This is a genomic window from Stutzerimonas sp. S1 (assembly GCF_025966695.1).
Lineage (GTDB): Bacteria > Pseudomonadota > Gammaproteobacteria > Pseudomonadales > Pseudomonadaceae > Stutzerimonas.
In genome coordinates, this window is sequence record NZ_JAOEIY010000002.1 from 518670 (window position 1) to 543662 (window position 24993).

At 62.2% G+C, this 24993-nt stretch carries 20 protein-coding genes; 17 read left to right on the forward strand and 3 right to left on the reverse strand.

Translation table 11 applies throughout. The annotated features are described in order from the left end of the window. Positions 1–20 precede the first annotated feature (20 nt). The 3 genes from N8H22_RS06295 (at position 21) to N8H22_RS06305 (ending at position 5779) form a co-directional block, all read left to right on the forward strand. Positions 21–3191 (forward strand): efflux RND transporter permease subunit, encoded by a 3171-nt coding sequence (locus tag N8H22_RS06295; RefSeq protein WP_264589755.1) that lies wholly within the window; start codon positions 21–23, stop codon positions 3189–3191. Next, a complete protein-coding gene (locus tag N8H22_RS06300) occupies positions 3188–4639 on the forward strand; it encodes a TolC family protein (protein ID WP_264589756.1) in 1452 nt (483 codons plus the stop codon). Before N8H22_RS06295 ends, N8H22_RS06300 begins: the two co-directional genes overlap by 4 nt. Positions 4640–4786: 147 nt before the next feature. Then, positions 4787–5779, forward strand: coding sequence for a TRAP transporter substrate-binding protein (locus tag N8H22_RS06305; RefSeq protein ID WP_264589757.1), 993 nt, complete (start codon positions 4787–4789; stop codon positions 5777–5779). 80 nt (positions 5780–5859) lie between these two features. Here N8H22_RS06305 and tusA read toward each other — a convergent pair whose 3' ends face one another. Then, a complete protein-coding gene (gene tusA, locus N8H22_RS06310; protein ID WP_264589758.1) occupies positions 5860–6111 on the reverse strand; it encodes a sulfurtransferase TusA in 252 nt (83 codons plus the stop codon). 64 nt (positions 6112–6175) lie between these two features. Beyond that, positions 6176–7225, reverse strand: a complete 1050-nt coding sequence (rlmM, locus tag N8H22_RS06315) for a 23S rRNA (cytidine(2498)-2'-O)-methyltransferase RlmM (protein WP_264589759.1) — start codon at positions 7223–7225, stop codon at positions 6176–6178. 170 nt (positions 7226–7395) lie between these two features. Between rlmM and acnA the strand changes: the two genes are divergently transcribed. Together acnA and N8H22_RS06325 are read left to right on the forward strand one after the other, a co-directional pair. Continuing rightward, positions 7396–10071, forward strand: coding sequence for an aconitate hydratase AcnA (gene acnA, locus N8H22_RS06320; RefSeq protein WP_264589760.1), 2676 nt, complete (start codon positions 7396–7398; stop codon positions 10069–10071). A 383-nt stretch (positions 10072–10454) separates the two neighbouring features. Then, on the forward strand, positions 10455–12023 hold the full coding sequence (locus N8H22_RS06325; protein WP_264589761.1) for a PAS domain-containing methyl-accepting chemotaxis protein: 1569 nt from the start codon (positions 10455–10457) through the stop codon (positions 12021–12023). Between the two features lie 78 nt (positions 12024–12101). On the opposite strand, the gene N8H22_RS06330 is transcribed toward N8H22_RS06325, so the two are convergent. Next, complete coding sequence (locus tag N8H22_RS06330) at positions 12102–12806, reverse strand: alpha/beta family hydrolase (RefSeq protein ID WP_264589762.1); 705 nt, start codon at positions 12804–12806, stop codon at positions 12102–12104. 61 nt (positions 12807–12867) lie between these two features. On the opposite strand from N8H22_RS06330, the gene ccoN (N8H22_RS06335) reads away from it, so the two are divergent. The 12 genes from ccoN (N8H22_RS06335) (at position 12868) to N8H22_RS06390 (ending at position 24918) form a co-directional block, all read left to right on the forward strand. Continuing rightward, positions 12868–14292: a cytochrome-c oxidase, cbb3-type subunit I gene (gene ccoN / locus N8H22_RS06335; RefSeq protein ID WP_264589763.1), complete on the forward strand. Its 1425-nt coding sequence runs from the start codon at positions 12868–12870 to the stop codon at positions 14290–14292. Between the two features lie 13 nt (positions 14293–14305). Beyond that, positions 14306–14917: a cytochrome-c oxidase, cbb3-type subunit II gene (ccoO, locus tag N8H22_RS06340; protein WP_264589764.1), complete on the forward strand. Its 612-nt coding sequence runs from the start codon at positions 14306–14308 to the stop codon at positions 14915–14917. 97 nt (positions 14918–15014) lie between these two features. Then, a complete protein-coding gene (gene ccoP / locus N8H22_RS06345) occupies positions 15015–15950 on the forward strand; it encodes a cytochrome-c oxidase, cbb3-type subunit III (RefSeq protein WP_264589765.1) in 936 nt (311 codons plus the stop codon). Positions 15951–16301: 351 nt separating this feature from the next. Further along, a complete protein-coding gene (gene ccoN, locus N8H22_RS06350) occupies positions 16302–17729 on the forward strand; it encodes a cytochrome-c oxidase, cbb3-type subunit I (RefSeq protein ID WP_264589766.1) in 1428 nt (475 codons plus the stop codon). A 14-nt stretch (positions 17730–17743) separates the two neighbouring features. Further along, positions 17744–18355: a cytochrome-c oxidase, cbb3-type subunit II gene (gene ccoO, locus N8H22_RS06355; RefSeq protein WP_264589767.1), complete on the forward strand. Its 612-nt coding sequence runs from the start codon at positions 17744–17746 to the stop codon at positions 18353–18355. Positions 18356–18361: 6 nt separating this feature from the next. Then, on the forward strand, positions 18362–18547 hold the full coding sequence (locus N8H22_RS06360; RefSeq protein WP_264589768.1) for a cbb3-type cytochrome c oxidase subunit 3: 186 nt from the start codon (positions 18362–18364) through the stop codon (positions 18545–18547). Continuing rightward, positions 18548–19465 (forward strand): cytochrome-c oxidase, cbb3-type subunit III, encoded by a 918-nt coding sequence (gene ccoP / locus N8H22_RS06365; RefSeq protein ID WP_264589769.1) that lies wholly within the window; start codon positions 18548–18550, stop codon positions 19463–19465. It begins immediately after the preceding gene. Positions 19466–19603: 138 nt separating this feature from the next. After that, the gene (gene ccoG, locus N8H22_RS06370) at positions 19604–21016 is read left to right on the forward strand and encodes a cytochrome c oxidase accessory protein CcoG (protein ID WP_264589770.1); all 1413 of its coding nucleotides are present in this window, start codon (positions 19604–19606) and stop codon (positions 21014–21016) included. A gap of 12 nt (positions 21017–21028) precedes the next feature. Next, the gene (locus N8H22_RS06375) at positions 21029–21529 is read left to right on the forward strand and encodes a FixH family protein (protein WP_264589771.1); all 501 of its coding nucleotides are present in this window, start codon (positions 21029–21031) and stop codon (positions 21527–21529) included. Positions 21530–21536: 7 nt separating this feature from the next. Beyond that, entirely contained in the window at positions 21537–23936 is a 2400-nt protein-coding gene (locus N8H22_RS06380) for a heavy metal translocating P-type ATPase (RefSeq protein ID WP_264589772.1), read from the forward strand. Positions 23937–23999: 63 nt separating this feature from the next. Further along, positions 24000–24215 (forward strand): cbb3-type cytochrome oxidase assembly protein CcoS, encoded by a 216-nt coding sequence (gene ccoS, locus N8H22_RS06385; protein WP_264589773.1) that lies wholly within the window; start codon positions 24000–24002, stop codon positions 24213–24215. Further along, positions 24208–24918 carry a sulfite exporter TauE/SafE family protein gene (locus N8H22_RS06390; RefSeq protein ID WP_264589774.1) on the forward strand — a complete coding sequence of 237 codons (711 nt, stop codon included), beginning with the start codon at positions 24208–24210 and terminating at the stop codon, positions 24916–24918. The genes ccoS and N8H22_RS06390 overlap by 8 nt, the downstream gene beginning before the upstream one ends. Positions 24919–24993 lie beyond the last annotated feature (75 nt).

Here is a 24993-nt window from a genome sequence, read left to right on the forward strand (position 1 = left end):
CGCCCTACCCGGAGTGCGCCATGAATTTCTCGCAATTCTTCATCAAGCGGCCAATCTTCGCCGCCGTGCTGTCGCTGGTGATCCTCATCGGCGGCGCCATCTCGCTGTTCCAGCTGCCGATCAGCGAATACCCCGAGGTCGTTCCACCCACCGTGGTGGTGCGCGCCAACTTCCCCGGTGCCAACCCCAAGGTGATCGGCGAAACCGTTGCCTCGCCGCTGGAGCAGGCCATCACCGGTGTCGAAGGCATGCTCTACATGTCCTCGCAGGCGACCGCTGACGGCAAGCTGACGCTGACCATCACCTTCGCCCTCGGCACCGACCTGGACAACGCCCAGGTGCAGGTGCAGAACCGCGTGACGCGCACCATGCCGACCCTGCCCACCGAGGTGCAGCGCCTCGGCGTGACCGTGGACAAGGCTTCGCCCGACCTGACCATGGTGGTGCACCTGACCTCGCCGGATCAGCGCTACGACATGCTCTACCTGTCCAACTACGCCGCACTCAACGTCAAGGACGAGCTGGCGCGACTGGACGGTGTGGGCGACGTGCAGCTGTTCGGCCTGGGCAACTACTCGCTGCGCGTCTGGCTCGACCCGAACAAGGTAGCCCAGCGCAACCTCACCGCCACCGACGTGGTCAATGCCATCCGCGAGCAGAACCGTCAGGTCGCCGCCGGTGCCCTGGGCGCACCACCGGCGCCGGGCGCCACCGACTTCCAGCTGTCGATCAACACCCAGGGGCGCCTGGTCGACGAGGAGGAGTTCGAGAACATCATCGTGCGTGCCGGCGAGGACGGCGAGATCACCCGCCTGAAGGACATCGCCCGCATCGAACTGGGCTCCAGCCAGTACGCGCTGCGCTCGCTGCTGAACAACCAGCCGGCGGTGGCCATTCCAATCTTCCAGCGCCCGGGTTCCAACGCCATCGCCATCTCCGATCTGGTCCGCGAGCGCATGGCGGAGCTGAAGCAGGAGTTCCCGCAGGGCGTTGATTACGAGATCGTCTACGACCCGACCATCTTCGTGCGCGGCTCCATCGAGGCGGTGGTGCACACCCTGCTCGAAGCCATCGTGCTGGTGGTGCTGGTGGTGATCCTGTTCCTGCAGACCTGGCGCGCGTCGATCATTCCGCTGGCCGCCGTGCCGGTGTCGCTGATCGGCACCTTCGCGGTCATGCATCTGCTCGGTTTCTCGCTCAACGCGCTGTCGCTGTTCGGCCTGGTGCTGGCGATCGGCATCGTGGTCGACGACGCCATCGTCGTGGTGGAAAACGTCGAGCGCAACATCGGCCTCGGCAAGTCACCGGTGGAAGCGACCCGCCAGGCCATGAAGGAAGTCACCGGGCCGATCATCGCCACCGCGCTGGTGCTCTGCGCGGTGTTCATCCCGACCGCGTTCATTTCCGGCCTCACCGGGCAGTTCTATCAGCAGTTCGCGCTGACCATCGCCATTTCCACGGTGATCTCGGCGATCAACTCGCTGACCCTGTCGCCGGCGCTGGCCGCCACCCTGCTCAAGGCGCATGACGCACCGAAGGACGGCTTCTCGCGGCTGCTCGACCGGCTGCTGGGCGGCTGGCTGTTCCGTCCGTTCAACCGCGTGTTCGATCGCGCCAGCCACGGCTACGTTGGCGTGGTGCGGCGCATCCTGCGCGGCAGCGGCATTGCGCTGGTGGTCTATGTCGGCCTGGTCGGCCTGGGTTATCTGGGCTTTGCCAGCACCCCGACCGGCTTCGTGCCGCAGCAGGACAAGCAATACCTAGTCGCCTTCGCCCAGCTGCCGGACGCCGCCACCCTGGATCGTACCGAGGATGTGATCAAGCGCATGTCGGAAATCGCCGGCAAGCATCCGGGCGTGGAGAACACCGTGGCCTTCCCGGGGCTGTCGATCAACGGTTTCACCAACAGCCCCAACAGCGGCATCGTCTTCACTCCGCTCAAGCCCTTCGATGAGCGCAAGGACCCGTCGCTGTCGGCCAACGCCATCGCGGCAGACCTGAACGGCCAGTTCGCGCAGATCCAGGATGCCTTCATCGCCATCTTCCCGCCGCCACCCGTACAGGGCCTGGGCACCATCGGCGGCTTCCGCGTGCAGGTGCAGGACCGTGGCAACCTCGGCTACGAGGAGCTCTACAGCCAGGTGCAGAACGTCATCGCCAAGAGTGCCGACTATCCGGAGCTGGCCGGCCTGTTCACCAGCTATCAGGTCAACGTGCCGCAGGTGGATGCCGATATCGACCGCGAGAAGGCCAAGACCCACGGCGTGGCGATCGACGACATCTTCGACACCATGCAGGTCTACCTCGGCTCGCTGTACGCCAACGACTTCAACCGCTTCGGCCGTACCTATCAGGTCAACGTCCAGGCGGACCAGAAGTTCCGCCTGGCACCGGAGCAGATCGGCCAGCTGAAGGTACGCAACAACCGCGGCGAGATGGTCCCGCTGTCGACCTTCGTCAGCGTCACGGACAGCGCCGGCCCGGACCGGGTGATGCACTACAACGGCTTCCTCACCGCGGAGATCAACGGCGCCGCCGCGCCGGGTTACAGCTCCGGGCAAGCCGAGGCGGCCATGGAGCGCCTGCTCAAGGCTGAGCTGCCCAACGGTATGAGCTACGAATGGACCGAGCTGACCTTCCAGCAGATCCTCGCCGGCAATACCGCGGTGTTCATCTTCCCGCTCTGCGTGCTGCTGGCCTTCCTGGTGCTGGCCGCGCAGTACGAGAGCTGGAGCCTGCCGCTGGCGGTGATCCTGATCGTGCCGATGACGCTGCTCTCGGCCATCGCCGGGGTGATCCTGGCCGGTAGCGACAACAACGTCTTCACCCAGATCGGCCTGATCGTGCTGGTGGGCCTGGCCTGCAAGAACGCGATCCTCATCGTCGAGTTCGCCAAGGACAAGCAGGAGGAAGGCATGGACCGGCTCGCCGCCACCCTGGAAGCCTGCCGCCTACGCCTGCGGCCGATCCTGATGACCAGCTTCGCCTTCATCATGGGTGTGGTACCGCTGGTGCTTTCCAGCGGGGCTGGCGCCGAAATGCGCCATGCCATGGGCGTGGCGGTGTTCAGCGGCATGCTCGGCGTGACCTTCTTCGGCCTGCTGCTGACCCCGGTGTTCTATCTGGTGATTCGCGCCTTCGTCGAGAAGCGTGAAGCGCGCAAAGCGGTATTCAAGGAGGCCCGCGCATGAAGTTCTTCGCCCTTTCCCTGCTCGCCCTGACCATCACCGGTTGCGCGGTCGGCCCGGACTACCGTGCGCCGCAACCGGAGCCGGCGCGGTTGCTCCAGGCCGAGCACGGCGGCCACGACCGTTCGCGCTTCGAGGCGGCCTGGTGGCGGCAGTTCGAGGACCCGACGCTGGATGCCCTGGTCGGCGAAGCCCTGGATGGGAACCGCGAACTGCGCATCGCCTATGCCCGCCTGCGTGCGGCCCGGGCGATTCGCGACGATGTCAGCAACGATCGTTTGCCGACCGTCACCGCTGGCGCCAGCGCCGAGATCGGCAAGGCTCAGCAACCGGGCTTCAGCGACGAGCGGGTGAACACCGAGCGCTATGACCTGGGCCTGGACATGGCCTGGGAACTGGACCTGTTCGGCCGTATCCAGCGCAGCCTGGAGGCCAGCGAAGCGCAGGCCGAGGCCGCCGAGGCCGAGCTCTACCAGTTGCAGGTCAGCCTGATCGCCGAACTGGTGGATGCCTACGGCCAGCTGCGTGGCGCCCAGCTGCGCGAGCGGATCGCCCGCGACAACCTCGCCAACCAGCGCAATTCCCATCAACTGACCGAACAACTGCGCGAAGCGGGTGTCGGCAGCGAGCTCGATGTGCTGCGCGCCGATGCCCGGCTGGCGGCCACCGAGGCCAGCCTTCCGCAACTGCAGGCCCAGCAGACCCGTGCCCGCAACCGTATCGCCACCCTGCTCGGTCAGCGCGCCGATCAGCTCAGCGTCGACCTCGCGCCCCGCGAGTTGCCGGCGATTGCCAAGGCCCTGCCGATCGGCGACCCGGGCGAGCTGCTGCGCCGCCGGCCGGACATCCGTGCAGCCGAACGCCAGCTGGCCGCGGCGACCGCCAACGTTGGCGTGGCCACGGCCGATCTGTTTCCACGGGTGAGCCTGTCGGGCTTTCTCGGCTTCATCGCCGGGCGCGGCTCGCAGATCGGCTCCAGCGCCGCACGGGCCTGGGGTGTCGCGCCGAGCATCAGCTGGGCGGCGTTCGACCTGGGCAGCGTGCGCGCCCGTCTGCGCGGTGCCGAGGCGGATGCCGACGCCGCCCTGGCCAGCTATGAGCAACAGGTACTGCTGGCACTGGAGGAATCGGAGAACGCCTTCAGCGACTACGCCCGCGCCCAAGAGCGCCTGCTGTCGCTGCTGCGCCAGTCCACCGCCAGCCGCGCCGCCGCGCAGCAGGCGGAAATCCGCTACCGCGAGGGCACCGCCGACTTCCTCGTGCTGCTAGACGCCGAGCGGGAGCGGCTGACAGCCGAAGACGCTCAGGCGCAGGCCGAGGTCGAGCTCTATCGTGGCGTGGTTGCCCTGTATAAGGCGCTCGGTGGCGGCTGGGACGTCAACGGCCAGGTGCTTCACAACGCTGCGGCCGCTCAAGAGCGGGAGTTGGCAGCGGCTCACGCCAAAATGTGACACGGTGCCGCTCCCGCCGGGTTGGTTGGGGAAAGCGCTTTCAGTCGTCACCCATCTTTGGCATAAGGGGCGGCTGAAAGCCTATAGAAGTGTCCTGCGGTCCAGCCGCACGACGCACTGCCAACCAACCAGAATAAAGAGCCTTTCATGAAGCCGATCCTTACCCTTGCTGGGCTTGTGCTGGCAGTCGCCAGCGCATTCGCTCAGGCCGAGCCCATCGTCATCAAGTTTTCCCACGTGGTGGCCGAAGACACGCCCAAGGGCAAGGGTGCACTGCTGTTCAAGCGCCTGGCCGAGGAGCGCCTGCCGGGCCAGGTTCGCGTCGAGGTCTATCCCAACTCGACGCTGTTCGGTGACGCGACCGAAATCGAAGCTCTGCGCAACAACGAAGTGCAACTGATCGCCCCCTCGCTGGCTAAGTTCGAGCAGTACACCAAGCAGCTCCAAGTATTCGACTTGCCCTTCCTGTTCGACGACATCGAAGCCGTCAATCGCTTCCAGAAGCGTGCCAAGGGTCGTCAGCTGCTGCGCTCGATGGAAGACAAGAACATCATCGGCCTCGCCTACTGGCACAACGGCATGAAGCAACTTTCGGCTACCCGCCCGCTGCGCATGCCCGGCGATGCGGCCAACCTGGCTTTCCGCATCCAGCCTTCGGCTGTGCTTGAAGCGCAGTTCGGAGCTGTCGGGGCTCAAACCAAGAAGCTCGCCTTCGCCGAGGTATTCAGTGCGCTGCAGGCAGGCACCGTGCAAGGTGCGGAAAACCCCTGGTCGAACATCTACAGCAAGAAGATGCATACCGTGCAGCCCTACATCAGCGAAACCAACCACGGCGTGCTCGACTACATGGTGGTGAGCAACACCCGTTTCTGGATGGGCATGCCGCACAAGGTGCGTTTCGAACTGGAAGCGATCATCGACGAAGTCACCTACACGGTGAACCGCGAGGCCGAAGAGCTGAACCAGGCCGATCGCGAGCGCATCCGTCAGGCCGGCACCAGCGAGATCATCGCGCTGACGCCAGAGGAACGCGAAGCCTGGCGTGAGCGCATGCGCCCGGTTTGGCAGCAGTTCGAGCCGGTGATCGGCGCAGACATCATCAAGGCGGCACAAACGGTGAACCGCAAGCAGCGCAACTGATTGACCGCCATAAAAAAACCAGGCCTCGGCCTGGTTTTTTTATGGCTCAGCGACGGTATTCGGCACCCGTTGCGCAGGACTCATTCACTCTTCTTGCGAATCCAGTAGAGATAGATATCGGCATCCTGTTGCTGCTCGACCAGCTCATGACCGAGGAACATGCAGAACTTGGGAATGTCACGTTGGGTCGAGGGGTCGGTGGCGATTACCTTGAGCAAGGCACCGCCGGCCAAGTCTCGGACCTTGTTGTGCAGCATCATCACCGGCTCGGGGCAATTGAGGCCGCTGGCGTCGAGGACGGCATCGACAGTCATTTCAGCAGATTGGCTCATCACGGGCTCCGTAAAACAGGCCGGCATTGTCGCGCAAGCGCGCGTGCGGGTCATCTTTCGCCGATCAGAAACGGCGTAGATGACAGGTCACTTCCTCACGATCGTGATACAGCTGCTTGCAACCGATGCTGGCCTTCACCCCGCGCTCGGCAAGCCCGTCGGCAATGCGTTGCAACAGCCGCTTCACTTCGGCGTAACGCTGCTTCATCGGCAGCTTGAGATTGACCACCGCCTCGCGGCAGAGCCCCTCGCCGATCCAGGTTTCCAGTAGAGCGGCGTTGCGCGCCGGCTTCTCGACGATATCGCAGACCATCCAGTCCACAGGCCTCTTCGGGCGGAAGGTGAAACCGTCAGCGCGGAAATGTTCAACCAGCCCGGAATCCATCAGCTCGGCGTTCATCGGCCCATTGTCCACCGCGCTGACCTTGATATGCCGGTTGACCAGCTGCCAGGTCCAGCCGCCCGGCGCTGCGCCGAGATCGACCCCGGTCATGCCCGCCGCCAGCCGTGCATCCCACTGCTCGCGCGGGATGAAATGGTGCCAGGCTTCTTCCAGCTTGAGCGTCGAGCGGCTGGGCGCCTGGCGCGGAAACTTCAGCCGCGGAATACCCATCGGCCACAGCGCGCTGTTGTTCGCCTCGGCGATGCCGGCGAACACCTCGCGCCCGCTTTTGAACGTGAGCAGCAGGCGCGGCCCCTTGCCCTGCTCGTCGAGGCGGCCAGCCTTGATCAACGCCTTGCGCAGCGGCGCCTCGAACTTGCGACAGAAATTTGAAAGCTCTTTGCCATCGTTGGTATCCAGCACTTCCAGCCACAGGCTGCTGCACACCGGGTAGTCCACGAGATGCGCCAGCAGCACGCTGATGCGATCGGTTTCGGGCAGTTGCAGATACTCACCGCGCGCCCACTGCCGCGGAAAGATCAGGTCGGCGAAACGCAACCGGCGCATCAGCTTTTCGGCGCCACCGGGTTCGCTACAGATGAATTCGGCACAAGCGCTGTCCGGCCGCGCCTTGGCGTAGCCGGCCACGTCCAACACCGCCGCCTGTTCGCTGATCTCGGCGCAGACCTCGCCTTCGAAACCTGGGCGACAGTGCAGCAGCAATGTGTTCATGGGAAAGGTCCTGTGGGCAGCGCCGTGCCAAAGCCGAGCATGATAGCGAAGTTGGGGGAACCCCGGGGCGGCGCACCCGGTCCGTTTAGGTGGCGAAACCCGCCTAGCGCAACTAGCTTCAAAGACTTCTCACACCCAGCCCGCCCGTGTACGGGCCTAAGGAGATGCGAATGCCTTCCCTGGATAGTCTGAAATGTCGCCGCAGCCTTTCGGTAGCGGGCAAGACCTACCATTATTTCAGCCTGCCCGACGCCGCCGCACAGCTGGGGGAGATCGGTCGGCTGCCGGTATCACTGAAGGTATTGCTGGAAAATCTGCTGCGCTGGGAAGACGACGTCACGGTCCGGCGCGACGACTTCGAGTCACTGGCGCGGTGGCTGAATACCCGCAGTTCGGAGCAGGAAATCCAGTACCGCCCGGCACGCGTACTGATGCAGGACTTCACTGGCGTTCCCGCCGTGGTCGATCTGGCAGCCATGCGTGACGCGGTGGCGCGGGCCGGTGGCGATCCGCAACAGATCAACCCGCTCTCTCCGGTCGATCTGGTGATCGACCACTCGGTGATGGTCGACCGTTTTGGCACCGATCAGGCATTCGCGCAGAACGTCGAAATCGAAATGCAGCGCAACGGCGAGCGCTACGAATTTCTGCGCTGGGGCCAGCAGGCGTTCGACAACTTCCGCGTGGTACCGCCGGGCACCGGGATCTGCCACCAAGTGAACCTGGAATATCTCGGCCAAGTAGTCTGGACCCGCGACGAGAACGGCGAAACCTACGCTTACCCCGATACGCTGGTAGGTACCGATTCGCATACCACGATGATCAACGGCCTCGGTGTGCTGGGCTGGGGCGTCGGTGGTATCGAGGCCGAGGCCGCGATGCTCGGCCAGCCGGTATCTATGCTGATTCCGGAGGTGATCGGCTTCCGTCTCACCGGCAAGCTCAACGAAGGCGTTACCGCCACCGATCTGGTGCTGACCGTGACGCAGATGCTGCGCAAGCACGGCGTGGTGGGCAAGTTCGTCGAGTTCTACGGGCCGGGACTCGATCACCTGCCCCTGGCCGACCGCGCCACTATCGGCAACATGGCGCCCGAATACGGCGCAACCTGCGGGTTCTTCCCGGTGGATCAGATAACCATCGATTACCTGCGTCTTACCGGCCGCAGCGAAGAGCGCATCGCACTGGTCGAGGCTTACAGCAAGGCGCAGGGCATGTGGCGGGACAGTCAATCGCCGGACCCGGTGTTCACCGCCACCCTCGAACTGGACCTGAGCCAGGTTCGGCCCTCGGTGGCCGGTCCCAAGCGGCCGCAGGATCGAGTCACCCTCGGCGACATCGGCACAAACTTCGACCTGCTGCTGGACACCGCCGGGCGCAAGCAGCAGGCCGACACGCCGTTTGCGGTCACCGGTGAGAGCTTCGCGCTAAAACATGGTGCCGTGGTGATCGCTGCCATCACCTCCTGCACCAACACCTCCAACCCCAACGTGCTGATGGCCGCCGGGCTGGTTGCCAAGAAGGCGGTGGAACGCGGCCTCAAGCGTCAACCGTGGGTCAAGTCCTCGCTGGCGCCGGGCTCGAAGGTGGTCACCGACTACCTCGAGCGGGCCGGACTGACGCCATATCTGGACCAGCTCGGCTTCAACCTGGTCGGCTATGGCTGCACCACCTGCATCGGCAACTCCGGGCCGCTGCCCGATGCGATCAGCCAGACGATCACTGACAACGATCTGATCGTATCGTCGGTGCTGTCCGGTAACCGCAACTTTGAAGGCCGGGTGCATCCCCTCGTGAAGGCCAACTGGCTCGCCTCGCCGCCATTGGTCGTGGCATTCGCACTCGCCGGCACCACGCGCATCGACATGGACCGCGAGCCGTTGGGCTACGACGCGCAGAATCAGCCGGTTTATCTGAAGGATATCTGGCCGAGCAGCGCGGAGATCGCCGCCGCCGTCGCCCGGATCGACGGGCAGATGTTCCGCAGCCGCTATGCCGACGTATTCAGCGGCGATGAGCATTGGCAGAAGATCCCGGTCAGCGCCGGTGATACTTACGGCTGGAATGCCGGATCCAGCTATGTGCAGAACCCGCCGTTCTTCACGGACATCGGCCAGCCGCCGGCCCCTCCGGCAGACATTCAGCATGCGCGAGTACTCGCGATGTTCGGTGATTCGATCACCACCGACCACATTTCCCCTGCCGGCAACATCAAGGCCAGCTCCCCGGCCGGGCTGTACCTGCAATCGCTGGGCGTGGCGCCGGAGGACTTCAACTCTTACGGATCGCGTCGCGGCAACCACGAAGTGATGATGCGCGGCACCTTCGCCAATATCCGCATCCGCAACGAGATGCTTGGCGGCGAGGAAGGTGGCAACACGCTGCACCAGCCCAGCGGCGAGAGACTCTCGATCTACGACGCCGCCATGCGCTACCAGGCCGAGGGCGTGCCGCTGGTAGTGATTGCCGGCAAGGAATACGGCACGGGCTCCAGCCGCGACTGGGCTGCCAAGGGCACCAACCTGCTAGGGGTGAAGGCGGTGATTGCCGAAAGCTTTGAGCGTATCCACCGTTCGAACCTGATCGGCATGGGGGTACTGGCGTTGCAGTTCGTCGGCGAGCAAACGCGCCAATCGCTTGGCCTGGACGGTACGGAGATGCTGTCGATTCGCGGCCTCGACGCGGAAATCAAGCCGCATCAGCTGCTGACCGTAGACGTGGAACGGGTCGATGGCTCGCGCGACTCATTCCAGGTGCTATGTCGCATCGATACCCTCAATGAAGTGCAGTACTTCAAGGCCGGCGGCATCCTGCATTACGTGCTGCGCCAGCTGATCCAACGCTGAGCGCTCATAAAAAAACACCGGGGTGATCCCTCACCCCGGCGTCTGCCATCCCTGACCTTTTGCCAATTGCTACCCTGCCCAGTATCCGGCCATATTTTTCCTGCGGCCAATTCCACATCCATGAGCTTATTGTCCGGTCCATACACCGAGCACGGTGCGTGGCGTGGACCTGCTGATGAAGGTATGCCAAATAGGATTGCAGGAATATTAATGCCCGGTGATCGCAGGTCGCCTGTAAGGATCCTGCGAAAACTGATCAGCGGTCAGTTTTGCGCTCAAGAATGCGCTTTCCCCGCCGATGGATTGATTCGCCTGACACCAAAAAAAATGACAATGATCAGGTGCGCTTTTCTTTTTTTGATTACCTGCCAGGCGTGATTTCGATGCGTAACAACCAGCCCGTAACCCAGCGTGAGTACGCCTTCCCTGACCAGCAGCGACTGGTTTCGACCACCGACCTGAAAGGTCAGATCACCTACTGCAACGACATCTTTGCCGAAGTCAGCGGCTTCCTGCGTGAAGAGCTGATCCGCGCACCACACAACCTGATTCGCCACCCGGACGTACCGCCCGCGGTGTTCGCGCACATGTGGACCACCCTCAAACTGGGCAAGCCCTGGATGGGGATCGTCAAGAATCGCCGTAAGAACGGCGATCATTATTGGGTCAACGCCTACGTAACGCCGGTGGTAGACAATCAGCGCAATGTCATTGGCTATGAATCGGTACGCACCAAACCGACTCGCGAGCAGATTCAACGTGCCGAGGCGCTCTACGCGCGGATCAATGCAGGCAAAAGCGGCGTACCGCGGCGGGATCGCTGGTTGCCGGTACTGACCAAATGGTTGCCGTTCATTCTCGTCAGCCAGATCGGCTTCATGATCGGCGCCTGGCTCGACCATTCCCTCGGTTTCGCGCTGGCCGCGCTGCTCTCCGTGCCGTTGGGCCTCGCCGGGTTGTACTGGCAACAGCGGGGCCTGAAACGACTGCTGCAGCTGGCTGAACAGGCCACTAGCGACCCACTGATCGCACAGATGTACACCGACAGTCGCGGCGTCGAAGCCCAGCTGGAAATGGCGATGTTGAGTCAGCAGGCGCACCTGAAGACTTGCCTGACCCGCCTGCAGGACAGCGCCGTGCAGCTGCAGGAGCAGGCGAAGAAGGCCGACGCCCTGGCCCACAACTGTTCGAACGGCCTGGAGCAGCAACACCACGAAACCGAGCAGGTAGCGACCGCCATCAACGAGATGGCCGCAACCACGCAGGAAGTTGCCAGCAACGTCGCGCTCGCAGCCGAGGCTACTCAGCAGGCCAGTCGGCTCACCGTGCATGGCCGGGATGTCACCGCGGAGACGCGCAAGGCCATCCAGCAACTTGCCGAATCGGTGTCGCGCACCGGCGAGGCGGTCAACCAGCTTGCCCGCGACAGTGACGAGATTGGCAGCGTGGTCGACGTGATCAAGAGCATCGCCGACCAGACCAACCTGCTGGCGCTCAACGCCGCCATCGAGGCCGCTCGGGCCGGCGATAGCGGACGCGGATTTGCTGTCGTCGCCGATGAAGTCCGTCAACTGGCCCAGCGCACGACAGAGGCCACCGGCGAGATTCATCAGCTGATCGAAAAGCTCCAGCAACAGGCACGCCACGCTGTGGGCACAACCGAGGAGGGTCGGACCCAGGCAAGCCGAGGTGTCGAGCAAGTCCTGCAGGCGGATCAGGCGCTGAGCGGCATCAGCGAGGCTATGAGCAATATCATCGACATGACGACGCAAATTGCCTCGGCGACCGAACAGCAAAGCGCCGTCGCAGAGGAGATCAGCCAGAACGTCAGCACCATCGCACGCCTGGCCGATCAAACTTCGGGCGAAGCGCGCAGCTCAGCGCTACTCAGCGAAGATCTGTCCGCCACCGCCGAAGGTCAGTACTCGCTGGTCGAGCGCTTTAACCGCTAGTTCGACCGAATGCACGAATGGTCTGAGCGGAAGCAAGGCAATCGCCGCTTCCGCTCAACTGCGTGTGTGCGGCTTGCGTCAATCTGCTGATTGCATTTTGCCAAGCGTACCTAGAAAGGCAGCAATCGCATCCGCCGCATTGTCCAGATGCTGTTCGTGGGTCAACCCCGAACGTTTCAACGGCTCCAGGTCATGATCGGCAGCCGCCAGCCAGTGCAGCCGAATGGTCGGAGAAAGCTGGTAGCCGGCAACTGTCGAGCGGTTACCCAGTGCATCGCGTTCACCCTGCACGATCAGCGTCGGCGTACGCAGTTCCGCCAGATGCGCCACCCGTGGTTTGTCTAGCTTGCCAGCAGGATGAAACGGATAGCCCAGGCAGATCAGAGCATCGGCCGCCAGTTCATCCGCCAGCAAGCTGGCCATTCGGCCGCCCATCGACTTGCCGCCAACGGCCAGCACCCCTGTGGCCTGCTGTCGCACCAAGGCGTACTGTTCACGCCATTTTCGCAACAGCTGATCCTGCCGATCAGGTGGTCGCTTGCGCCCTGTTGCACGCCGCTCGGCCATGTAGTCGAACTCGAACCGATACACGGCAATCCCGCGTGCCGCGAGGCGTTCAGCCATTGACTGCATGAACGGACTGTCCATCGGCGCGCCTGCCCCATGCGCCAGGATCAACGTGGCGAACGCCGCGCCGCGCGGCATCGTCCAAGCGTCGGAATGCCCATACCCACCCTGTGTGTATTGATCCGGGTCAATACCGGCAAATTGCCCTTTACCCATCCTTGCCTCCGCTTTCCTAGGAAAGAAAAACTGCTCATTACCCGTGGATGGAAGCCCATACATGAACACAGCAACCAGTACCGCCTACCATTACAAGGTGGTCCGCCAATTCGCCATCATGACGGTGGTGTGGGGAATCGTCGGGATGGGGCTCGGCGTTTTCATCGCAGCACAGTTGGCCTGGCCATTCTTGAACTTCGACCTCCCGTGGACCAGCTTCGGTCGTCTACGTCCATTGCACACCAACGCGGTGATCTTCGCCTTCGGTGGCTGCGCATTGTTCGCGACGTCCTACTACTCGGTCCAGCGCACCTGCCAAACCACGCTGTTCGCGCCCAAGCTGGCTGCGTTCACCTTCTGGGGTTGGCAGCTGGTCATCCTGCTCGCCGCAATCTCTCTGCCGCTGGGCTTCACCAGCTCCAAGGAGTACGCGGAACTGGAGTGGCCGATCGACCTGCTGATCACCATCGTGTGGGTTGCCTACGCGATCGTGTTCTTCGGCACGCTGGCTACGCGCAAGGTCAAGCACATCTATGTCGGCAACTGGTTCTTCGGCGCCTTCATTCTGACCGTTGCGATCCTGCACATCGTCAACAACCTGGAAATCCCGGTTACCGCGATGAAGTCCTATTCGCTGTATGCCGGCGCTACCGATGCGATGGTGCAGTGGTGGTACGGTCACAACGCCGTGGGCTTCTTCCTGACCGCTGGCTTCCTGGGGATCATGTATTACTTCGTGCCCAAGCAGGCCGAGCGTCCGGTGTACTCCTATCGCCTGTCCATTGTGCACTTCTGGGCACTGATCACCGTGTACATCTGGGCCGGTCCGCACCACCTGCACTACACCGCGCTGCCGGACTGGGCACAGAGCCTGGGCATGGTGATGTCGCTGATCCTGCTGGCGCCGAGCTGGGGCGGCATGATCAACGGCATGATGACCCTCTCGGGCGCCTGGCACAAACTGCGTAGCGACCCGATCCTGCGCTTCCTGGTGGTCTCGCTGGCGTTCTACGGCATGTCGACCTTCGAAGGTCCGATGATGGCGATCAAAACCGTCAACGCCCTCTCCCACTACACCGACTGGACCATCGGCCACGTACACGCCGGCGCCCTCGGCTGGGTGGCAATGGTGTCGATCGGCGCTCTGTACCACCTGATCCCGAAAGTGTTCGGTCGCGAGCAAATGCACAGCATCGGCCTGATCAACACCCACTTCTGGCTGGCCACCATCGGCACCGTGCTCTACATCGCCTCGATGTGGGTCAACGGTATCGCCCAAGGCCTGATGTGGCGTGCGATCAACGAAGACGGCACGCTGACCTACTCCTTCGTCGAAGCACTGGAAGCCAGTCATCCCGGCTTCGTAGTCCGCATGATCGGTGGTGCGATCTTCTTCACCGGCATGCTGGTGATGGCCTACAACACCTGGCGCACCGTGCGTGCCGCCAAGCCGGCCGAATATGACGCTGCTGCGCAGATCGCTTGAGGAGCCGACTTAAATGAAACAACACGAGAAACTTGAAAAGAACGTCGGGCTGCTGGCCCTGTTCATGATCCTGGCGGTGAGCATCGGCGGCCTGACCCAGATCGTTCCGCTGTTCTTCCAGGACAACGTCAACGAACCCGTCGAGGGCATGAAGCCCTACACCGCGCTGCAACTGGAAGGTCGTGACCTGTACATCCGCGAAGGCTGCGTGGGCTGCCACTCGCAGATGATCCGTCCGTTCCGCGCCGAAACCGAGCGCTACGGCCACTACTCGGTCGCTGGGGAAAGCGTCTACGACCACCCCTTCCTGTGGGGTTCCAAGCGTACCGGTCCGGACCTGGCCCGTGTAGGCGGCCGCTACTCCGATGACTGGCACCGTGCGCACCTGTACAACCCGCGCAACGTCGTGCCGGAGTCGAAGATGCCGTCCTATCCGTGGCTGGTCGAGAGCACTCTGGATGGCAAGGATACGGCCAAGAAGATGACCGCGCTGCGCGCCTTGGGAGTTCCCTATAGCGACGAGGAAATCGCCGAAGCGCGGGACGCCGTCAAGGGCAAGACCGAGATGGACGCCATGGTTGCCTACCTGCAGGTGCTCGGCACCGCGCTCACCAACAAGCGCTGAGCCTTCACCAGGCCTAAGAACGACAGGCTGCAGGGGCAGCCGTCAGGGACTTCAATCGCGGACAGTCAGAGTGGCTCGGGCTGTCCAGGAGTAGCACATGAGCACTTTCTGGAGTGGATACATCGCCCTGCTGACGCTGGGCACCATCGTCGCTCTGTTCTGGCTGATCTTCGCCACCCGCAAGGGTGAGTCGGCCGGCACCACGGACAAGACGATGGGACATGCCTTCGATGGCATCGAGGAATACGACAACCCGCTGCCCAAATGGTGGTTCATGCTGTTCATCGGCACACTGCTGTTCGGCATTCTCTACCTGCTCCTCTACCCAGGTCTGGGTAGCTGGAAAGGCGTTCTGCCGGGTTACGAGGGCGGTTGGACCCAGGAAAAGGAATGGCAGCGCGAAATGGATCAGGCAGACCAGAAGTACGGCCCGATTTTCGCCAAGTACGCTTCCATGCCAGTCGAGCAGGTTGCACAGGATGAGCAGGCGCTGAAAATGGGTAGCCGTTTGTTCGCCAACTACTGCGCTATCTGCCACGGCTCCGACGCCAAGGGTTCGATGGGGTTCCCCAACCTGGCCGACCATGAATGGCGCTGGGGCGGTGAGCCTGACACCATCAAGGCCTCGATTCTCAACGGTCGCATCGGTGCGATGCCGGCGTGGGGTCAGGTCATCGGTGAAGAAGGCGTGAAAAACGTGGCTGCCTATGTGCGCGCGGATCTTGCCGGTCTGCCGCTGCCTGAAGGTACCGAGGCCGACCTCGCCGCTGGCAAGGCGATCTTTGCCCAGAACTGCGTGGCCTGCCACGGCCAGGGAGGCGAAGGCATGGCTGTGCTGGGCGCGCCCAAGCTGACCAACGCATCCGGCTGGATCTACGGCTCGAGCCTGGCTCAACTGCAGCAAACCATTCGCCATGGTCGCAATGGCCAGATGCCGGCTCAGGAGCAATACCTCGGCAACGACAAGGTGCACCTGCTGGCCGCATACGTTTACAGCCTGTCACAAAAACCGGAACAACTTGCCAAACAGTAAGTCACCGAGGGCGGTACACTCGTGCCGCCCTTAACACCTTGTTCCGGCACAAGGTTTTCCGCCCTGCGACGTTCTGTCGCAGGCGCTCCGACCAGTCGCTCTACCCCCTCTCCTGTTCGCATCCTAAGCTTTCCCGATTGATCCGTTGGCAGCTGCTGAAATGCGCGCAAACGCCGACGATCAACGCACTTATCAGGCGCAAAAACGACCCTGAAAACTACGTGGAAAACGCCAGGAATCAGGGCTTTGGCGCGACGGGACTGCCTCGTGGCCGTTTGCATTGCCCCCCTGCTTTCTCCATACTCGCCGCCGTTTTTGCCTTCGAAAATGCCATTAGCGTGGAAGCCTTGCATGAGCACAGCAATAAGTGAGTCTGCTTATAACTATAAGGTGGTCCGCCAATTCGCCATCATGACGGTGATTTGGGGGATCGTGGGAATGGGTCTGGGTGTCTTCATCGCCGCGCAGCTGGTGTGGCCGGCACTCAACTTCGACCTGCCGTGGACGAGCTTCGGCCGACTGCGACCCTTGCACACCAACGCCGTAATCTTTGCCTTTGGTGGTAGCGCACTGTTCGCCACGTCTTATTACGTGGTTCAGCGCACCTGCCAGACGCGACTGTTCTCCGACAGCCTTGCGGCTTTCACCTTCTGGGGCTGGCAGGCCGTGATCGTTCTCGCGGTCATCACGCTGCCGCAGGGCTTCACCAGCACCAAGGAATACGCCGAGCTGGAATGGCCGATCGACATCCTGCTGGCGATTGTCTGGATCGTCTATGCGCTAGTGTTCTTCGGCACCATCACGAAGCGCAAATCCAAACACATCTATGTGGGTAACTGGTTCTTCGGCGCCTTCATCCTGGTCACGGCGATGCTGCACATCGTCAACAACCTGGAAATTCCGGTCACCTGGTTCAAGTCCTACTCGATCTATTCGGGCGCGACCGATGCCATGGTGCAGTGGTGGTATGGCCACAACGCCGTAGGCTTCTTCCTGACCACAGGCTTCCTCGGCATGATGTACTACTTCGTGCCCAAGCAGGCCGAACGTCCGGTGTACTCTTATCGCCTGTCGATCGTGCACTTCTGGGCGCTGATCACTCTTTATATCTGGGCCGGTCCGCACCACCTGCACTACACCGCGCTGCCGGACTGGGCACAGAGCCTGGGCATGGTGATGTCGATCATCCTGCTGGCTCCGAGCTGGGGCGGCATGATCAACGGCATGATGACCCTGTCGGGCGCCTGGCATAAGCTGCGCACCGATCCGATCCTGCGCTTCCTGGTGGTCTCGCTGGCGTTCTACGGCATGTCCACCTTCGAGGGCCCGATGATGGCGATCAAGACCGTCAATGCCCTCTCCCACTACACCGACTGGACCATCGGCCACGTACACGCCGGCGCCCTCGGCTGGGTTGCGATGATCACCATCGGCTCCATGTATCACCTGATCCCGAAAGTGTTCGCTCGTGAGCAGATGCACAGCATCGGCCTGATCAATGCGCACTTCTGGCTGGCCACCATCGGCACCGTGCTCTATATCGCCTCGATGTGGGTCAACGGCATCACGCAGGGCCTGATGTGGCGCGCAATCAACGAAGACGGCACGCTGACCTACTCCTTCGTCGAAGCACTGGAAGCCAGTCACCCCGGCTTCATCGTCCGCGCATTGGGCGGTGCCTTCTTCCTCGCCGGCATGCTGCTGATGGCCTACAACACCTGGCGCACCGTGCGTGCCGCCAAGCCAGCCCAGTACGACGCTGCCGCGCAGATCGCTTGAGGAACCGAACCTAAATGAAACAGCACGAAAAACTAGAGAAGAACATTGGTCTGCTGACCCTGTTCATGATCCTGGCGGTGAGCATCGGCGGCCTGACCCAGATCGTTCCGCTGTTCTTCCAGGACAGCGTCAACGATCCCGTCGAGGGCATGAAGCCCTACACCGCGCTGCAACTGGAAGGTCGTGACCTGTACATCCGCGAAGGCTGCGTGGGCTGCCACTCGCAGATGATCCGTCCGTTCCGCGCCGAAACCGAGCGCTACGGCCACTACTCGGTCGCCGGGGAAAGCGTCTACGACCACCCCTTCCTGTGGGGTTCCAAGCGTACCGGTCCGGACCTGGCCCGTGTAGGCGGCCGCTACTCCGATGACTGGCACCGTGCGCACCTGTACAACCCGCGCAACGTGGTGCCTGAATCGAAGATGCCGTCCTATCCGTGGCTGGTCGAGCACACACTCGACGGCAAGGACACGGCCAGAAAGATGGAAGCTCTGCGTACAGTCGGAGTTCCCTACACTGACGAAGACATCGCCGGCGCCCGGGATGCCGTCAAGGGCAAGACCGAAATGGACGCTCTAGTCGCCTATCTGCAAGTGCTCGGCACTGCACTCACCAACAAACGGTAACGCATGATGGAAATCGGGACTCTTCGTGGCTTGGGCACAATTTTGGTATTCGTCGCCTTCGTTGGCGTGGTGCTCTGGGCCTACAGCAGCAAACGCAAGAACAGCTTCGACGAAGCCGCCAACCTGCCCTTCGCGGACGACGAGACCGACACCAAGAAGCGTGATGAAGAAGCTTCCAGGAGTAAGAAATAAATGACCTCGTTTTGGAGTTGGTACATCACCCTGCTGAGCCTCGGCACCATTGCCGCATTGGTCTGGCTACTGTTGGCCACTCGCAAGGGACAGCGTGCTGACAGCACCGAAGAAACCGTTGGCCATTCTTATGACGGTATCGAGGAATACGACAACCCGCTGCCGCGCTGGTGGTTCATGCTGTTCGTCGCCACCGTTATCTTCGCGCTCGGCTACCTCGTCCTCTACCCTGGCCTGGGTAACTGGAAAGGCGTCCTGCCCGGCTACGAAGGCGGCTGGACTCAGGTGAAGGAATGGCAGCGCGAGATGGACAGGGCCAGCGAGCAATACGGCCCACTGTATGCCAAATACGCCGCTATGCCGGTGGAGGAAGTGGCCAAGGATCCCCAGGCGCTGAAGATGGGCGGTCGCCTGTTCGCCTCCAACTGCTCGGTTTGCCACGGTTCCGACGCCAAAGGCGCCTATGGCTTCCCGAACCTGACCGACCACGACTGGCTGTACGGTGGTGAACCCGACACCATCAAGACCACCATCCTGAATGGCCGCCAGGCTGCCATGCCGGCATGGAAGGACGTGATCGGTGAAGAAGGTATCCGCAACGTGGCTGGCTATGTCCGCAGCCTGAGCGGCCGAGATACCCCAGAGGGTATTAGCGTCGACGTTGAGCAGGGTCAAAAAATCTATGCCACCAATTGCGTAGTCTGTCATGGACCTGATGCCAAGGGCATCGCTGCCATGGGTGCGCCGAACCTGACCGACAACATCTGGCTGTACGGTTCCAGTTTCGCCCAGATCCAGCAGACCCTTCGCTATGGTCGTAACGGCCGCATGCCGGCTCAGGAAGCTATCCTTGGCAACGACAAGGTGCACTTGCTGGCCGCCTATGTTTACAGCCTGTCGCAGCAGCCGGAGAAGTGATTTAGCCGGGGTCGGGAGCGACCACCTGTCGCACCTGACCCCGATTCTCCGGGCGTACCATTCGCAGCTGGACAGAAAAACGATCCCGACTGGCATGCATCGGCCGGGACACCCACCTTCCGCCGTGGTACGCACTTGATGACTGAGCAGATCCCCGTTCGCGATGTAACCCCCCCGGCCAAGGTCGAAGCGTCTGCTGACCTTTATGCCGCCCGTGAAAAAATCTATACCCGAGCCTTCAGTGGGTTGTTCCGCAACCTGCGACGCGTCGGCGGCGCAGCGCTGTTCATCCTCTTTTTCGGAACCGTCTGGCTCAACTGGAATGGCCGTCAGGCTGTCTGGTGGGACTTGCCGGAACGCAAATTCCACGTTTTCGGGGCGACGTTCTGGCCCCAGGATTTCATGCTGTTGTCGTGGCTGTTGATCATCTGCGCCTTCGGCCTCTTCTTCATCACCGTGTTCGCCGGGCGCGTCTGGTGCGGCTACACCTGCCCTCAGAGCGTGTTCACCTGGGTCTTCATGTGGGCGGAAAAGATCACCGAAGGTGATCGCAACCAGCGCATGAAGCTGGATAAGGCGCCGATGAGCGCCAACAAGTTCTTCCGCAAGCTTGCCAAGCATGCGATCTGGATCGCTGTCGGCGTTCTGGTGGCCATCACCTTTGTCGGCTATTTCACCCCGATCCGTCAGCTGGTGCCCGACCTGCTCAGCCTCAACGTCAATGGCTGGGCGGCGTTCTGGATTGGCTTCTTCACATTGGCCACCTACGGCAGCGCCGGCTATCTGCGCGAGCAGGTATGCATCTACATGTGTCCTTATGCGCGCTTCCAGAGCGTGATGTTCGACAAGGACACGCTGATCGTCTCCTACGATCCACGCCGCGGCGAGAAGCGTGGCCCGCGCAAGAAAGACGCTGACTACAAAGCCATGGGGCTTGGTGACTGCATCGACTGCACCATGTGTGTGCAGGTATGCCCGACCGGCATCGACATCCGCGATGGCCTGCAGATCGAATGCATCGGTTGTGCCGCCTGTATCGATGCCTGCGACGCCATCATGGACAAAATGAACTACCCACGCGGCCTGATCAGCTACACCACCGAGCACAATCTGTCGGGACAGAAGACTCATCTGCTGCGCCCCCGTCTGATCGGGTATGCCGTCGCGCTGAGCGTGATGATGAGCCTGTTCGCTTATGCAGTGTACGATCGCCCGCTGGTGAAGCTGGATGTACTCAAGGATCGCGTGCTGTACCGCGAGAATGAGCTGGGCCACATCGAGAACGTCTACACCCTCAAGGTGATGAACAAGGCCCAACAAGCCCAGACCTTCATCATCGAGGCTTCCGGCCTGGATGGTCTGAGCTACTCCGGCCGTAGCGAGATCCAAGCAAAAGCCGGTGAGCTGGTTACCGTTCCTGTCGAGCTATCGATTGCACCGGAGAAGTTGCCGTCCAGCACCAACGAAATCGTTTTCCACGTCAAATCGGTGGATGACGAATCGATCAACGATGAAGCCGATAGCCGCTTTATCGGCCCAAGCATCCGTTAAACAAGGTTTTGCATGCGCTCCAATAACGAACAGACACGTTGGTACACCCAGTTCTGGGCCTGGTTCGTCATCGGCATTCTGCTGATGGCGGTGATCCTCGGCGTTTCGCTGCTGACCATCGCCATCCGAAACGCCGACACGCTTGTCGCCGACAACTACTACGACGCCGGCAAAGGCATCAACCAGTCCCTGGAACGGGAGAAACTGGCTGAACGTTTGGAAATGCGTGCAACACTGGTGCTGAATGAGCAACGCGGGCTGGCGGAAATCCAGCTCAGCGGTGCAAGCCGGCCGCAACAACTGGTGCTGAACCTGCTGTCACCGACCCAACCGGAGCGCGATCGCCGTATCATCCTGCAACCGCAGGGCGATGGCTTCTATCAGGGTCAGATGCAGGAATCCGTAAGCGGTCGGCGCTTCATCGAGCTGCTCGGCCGTGAAGGTGAGCAGGATTGGCGCCTGTACGTCGAGAAGTCCATCGAGCCCGGCCGCCCGCTGGAATTGATGCCTTGAGCCACTGATGGCCAATCCTGTTCCCTGCTATCACTGCGGGCTGCCGGTTCCAGCCGGCAGCCATTACGAGGCCCGCGTGCTTGGTGAGACACGGGCCTTGTGTTGCCCCGGTTGTCAGGCTGTGGCGGAAACCATCGTAAAGAGTGGGCTGGAAAGCTATTACCAGCACCGCAGCGACGCCGCGATCAATCCACAAGCGCTGCCCGAGATACTTAGCGACGAGCTTGCGCTCTATGACCGTCAGGACGTGCAGCAACCCTTCGTCCAACATGAAGGCGAACAGGCCTGCACGTCGCTGCTGATCGAGGGCATCAGCTGCGCGGCCTGCGGATGGCTGATCGAGCGCCACCTGAAGCGGCTCGGTGGGGTGACCGAGGCCAGCCTCAATCTGTCCAATCATCGTCTGCAAGTACGCTGGAGCGATGCTCAGCTCCCGCTCAGCGAGCTGCTTGGGGAGCTGCGCCGCATCGGCTATGCCGCCCACCCTTATCAAGCAGATCAGGCCGCCGAGCACTTGGCGAAGGAGAATCGTCGCGCCATGCGTCAGCTCGGCGTCGCCGGATTGCTGTGGATGCAAGTGATGATGGCTACGATGGCAACTTGGCCGGAGTTCAATCTCGACCTGTCGGCGGGCATGGATCGAATCTTGCGCTGGACCGCTCTGCTGCTCACCACGCCCATCGTCTTCTACTGTTGCACCGACTTCTTCAAAGGCGCCGTGCGTGACTTGCGCACGCGCCATCTGACCATGGATGTCTCGGTGTCCCTGGCCATTGGCGGTGCTTACGTGGCAGGCATCTGGTCAACGCTTACGGGCCAGGGCGAGCTGTACTTCGATGCCGTGGGAATGTTCGCTCTGTTCCTGCTCGCCGGTCGCTATCTTGAACGACGAGCGCGCGAGCGTACGGCCGCAGCAACCGCCCAGTTGGTGAACCTCCTGCCTGCCTCCTGTCTCAGGCTGGACGAGGAAGGCCACAGCAGCCGCATCCTGCTTACCGAACTTCGCGTGGGGGATCGGGTGTTGGTACAGCCAGGCGCATTGATTCCCGCCGATGGCAGCATTCTCAGCGGGACGTCGAGTGTCGACGAGTCAGTGTTGACTGGCGAATACCTGCCGCTGGCTCGTGGTGTCGGTGATGTGGTGACTGCGGGCACGCTTAACGTCGAAGGCCCCCTGACCGTTCAGGTGCAGGCCCTCGGCGATGACACCCGGCTATCTGCGATTGTCCGCCTTCTCGAACGCGCCCAGACGGACAAGCCGAAGCTCGCCGAGCTGGCCGACCGCGTCGCGCAATGGTTCCTGCTGATCGTGCTGGCGGTGGCCGCGCTGGTCGGCCTGGTATGGTGGCAGATCGATCCGCAACGCGCCTTCTGGATTGTTCTCGCTCTGCTCGTCGCCACGTGCCCTTGCGCGCTGTCGCTGGCGACGCCCACTGCACTCACCACGGCAACCGGCACACTGCACAAACTCGGCCTTTTGCTGACCCGCGGTCACGTGCTGGAAGGTCTCAACCAGATCGATACCGTGGTCTTCGACAAGACCGGCACGCTCACCGAAGGCCGTCTGACACTCACCGCCGTACATGCGCTCGGCAGCCTGGACAGCGATGCCTGTCTCGCTCTGGCCGCAGCCCTGGAGAATCGCTCCGAACATCCGATCGCCCGGGCTTTCGGTCGTGCGCCGCAGCCTGCCGACACGGTCGACAGCGTGCCTGGGCTCGGCCTGCAAGGCACGGTTGGTGGACGCAAGCTGCGCATAGGCCAGCCGGGGTTCGTTGCCGCGGGTTATGGCGGAACACCGCCAACGATTCCCGGCTCCCAAGGCCAATGGTTGCTGCTTGGTGATGACCAGGCCCCGCTCGCCTGGCTGGTACTGGATGATCGTCTGCGCGACGATGCCCCTGCCCTACTCGCCGCTTGTCGGCGGAGAGGCTGGAAAACCTTGCTGCTATCCGGCGACAGCTCACCCATGGTCGGTCAGATCGCCGAGCAGCTCGGGATCGAGCAAGCCCAAGGGGGGCTCACGCCGGCGGACAAGCTTGCGCGCCTGCAGGAGTTGCAGACTGAAGGACACCGGGTGCTGATGTTGGGTGATGGTGTCAACGATGTGCCCATCCTTGCTGCTGCAGACATCAGCGTCGCGATGGGCTCGGCAACCGATCTGGCCAAGACCAGCGCTGATGCCGTGCTGCTCTCCAACCAGTTGAACAGCCTGGTTCAGGCGTTCGATATTGCCCGGCGCAGTCGCCGAATCATCGTCGAAAATCTTACCTGGGCCAGCCTTTACAATGGCTTGATCCTACCCTTCGCCGCTATCGGCTGGGTGACGCCGCTGTGGGCGGCGCTGGGCATGTCAGCCAGTTCGTTGCTGGTGGTACTCAACGCGTTACGCCTGACACGCTATTAGAGCTGGACGATCTGCGCGCCGGTCCTCGACACTGGTGCCCCTCCTGGTATTCAGAGAATCACCATGGCTGCTTTATACATTCTCATCCCCGTCGCCGTAGTACTGGTAGCCGCTGCGATCTGGGTATTTTTCTGGGCGGTAGATAGCGGCCAGTACGACGATCTCGACGGCCCAGCTCACAGCATCCTGTTCGATGACGACGAAGTTCCCCAGTCATCCGAAGGCGCAACGAAATCCGATCAGGACGCAGCAGCCCAGGAGAAATCCCGACGTGATTGAGCTGGCGCCGTTGCTGCTCTCGGCAGTGGTACTCGGTCTCTTGGGCGGAGGCCATTGTCTAGGCATGTGCGGCGGACTGATGGGAGCCCTGACTCTTGCCATTCCGCCAGAGCAACGGGGCAAGCGCCTGCGCCTGCTGCTTGCCTACAATCTTGGTCGAATCCTCAGCTATGCCATAGCCGGATTGCTTATCGGGTTCGCGGGCTGGGCAGTCGCCAACAGTCCGGCAGCGCTGGCGATGCGTGTGGTTGCCGCGCTTCTGCTCATTTGCATGGGCCTCTATCTCGCCGGCTGGTGGAGTGGCCTGACTCATGTGGAAGCGCTGGGGCGTGGCCTATGGCGGCATGTTCAGCCATACGCCAGCCTTCTGATGCCGGTCACCAGCCTGCCGCGTGCACTGCTGCTAGGCGCCCTTTGGGGCTGGCTACCCTGTGGCTTGGTCTACAGCACGTTGCTCTGGGCGGCCAGCCAAGGCGATGCGTTCGACAGTGCACTGCTGATGCTGGCTTTCGGCGTAGGCACTTGGCCCGTGCTATTGGCGACCGGGTTGGCCGCCGAACGCCTCACGATGTTGTTGCGCAGGCGCGGCATCCGAGTCGTCGGTGGTGTGCTGGTTATTCTGTTCGGCCTCTGGACCATGCCCGGTCCACATCAGCAGTGGCTCATGGGACACGGTGGCGGCGCTGCGCACTCGACACACTGACAACATGGTGTGATCGGCGAGCCTGCACAAGACGAACCTGCCTCGGATAGACACATGCCCGGCGATCGCCGGACA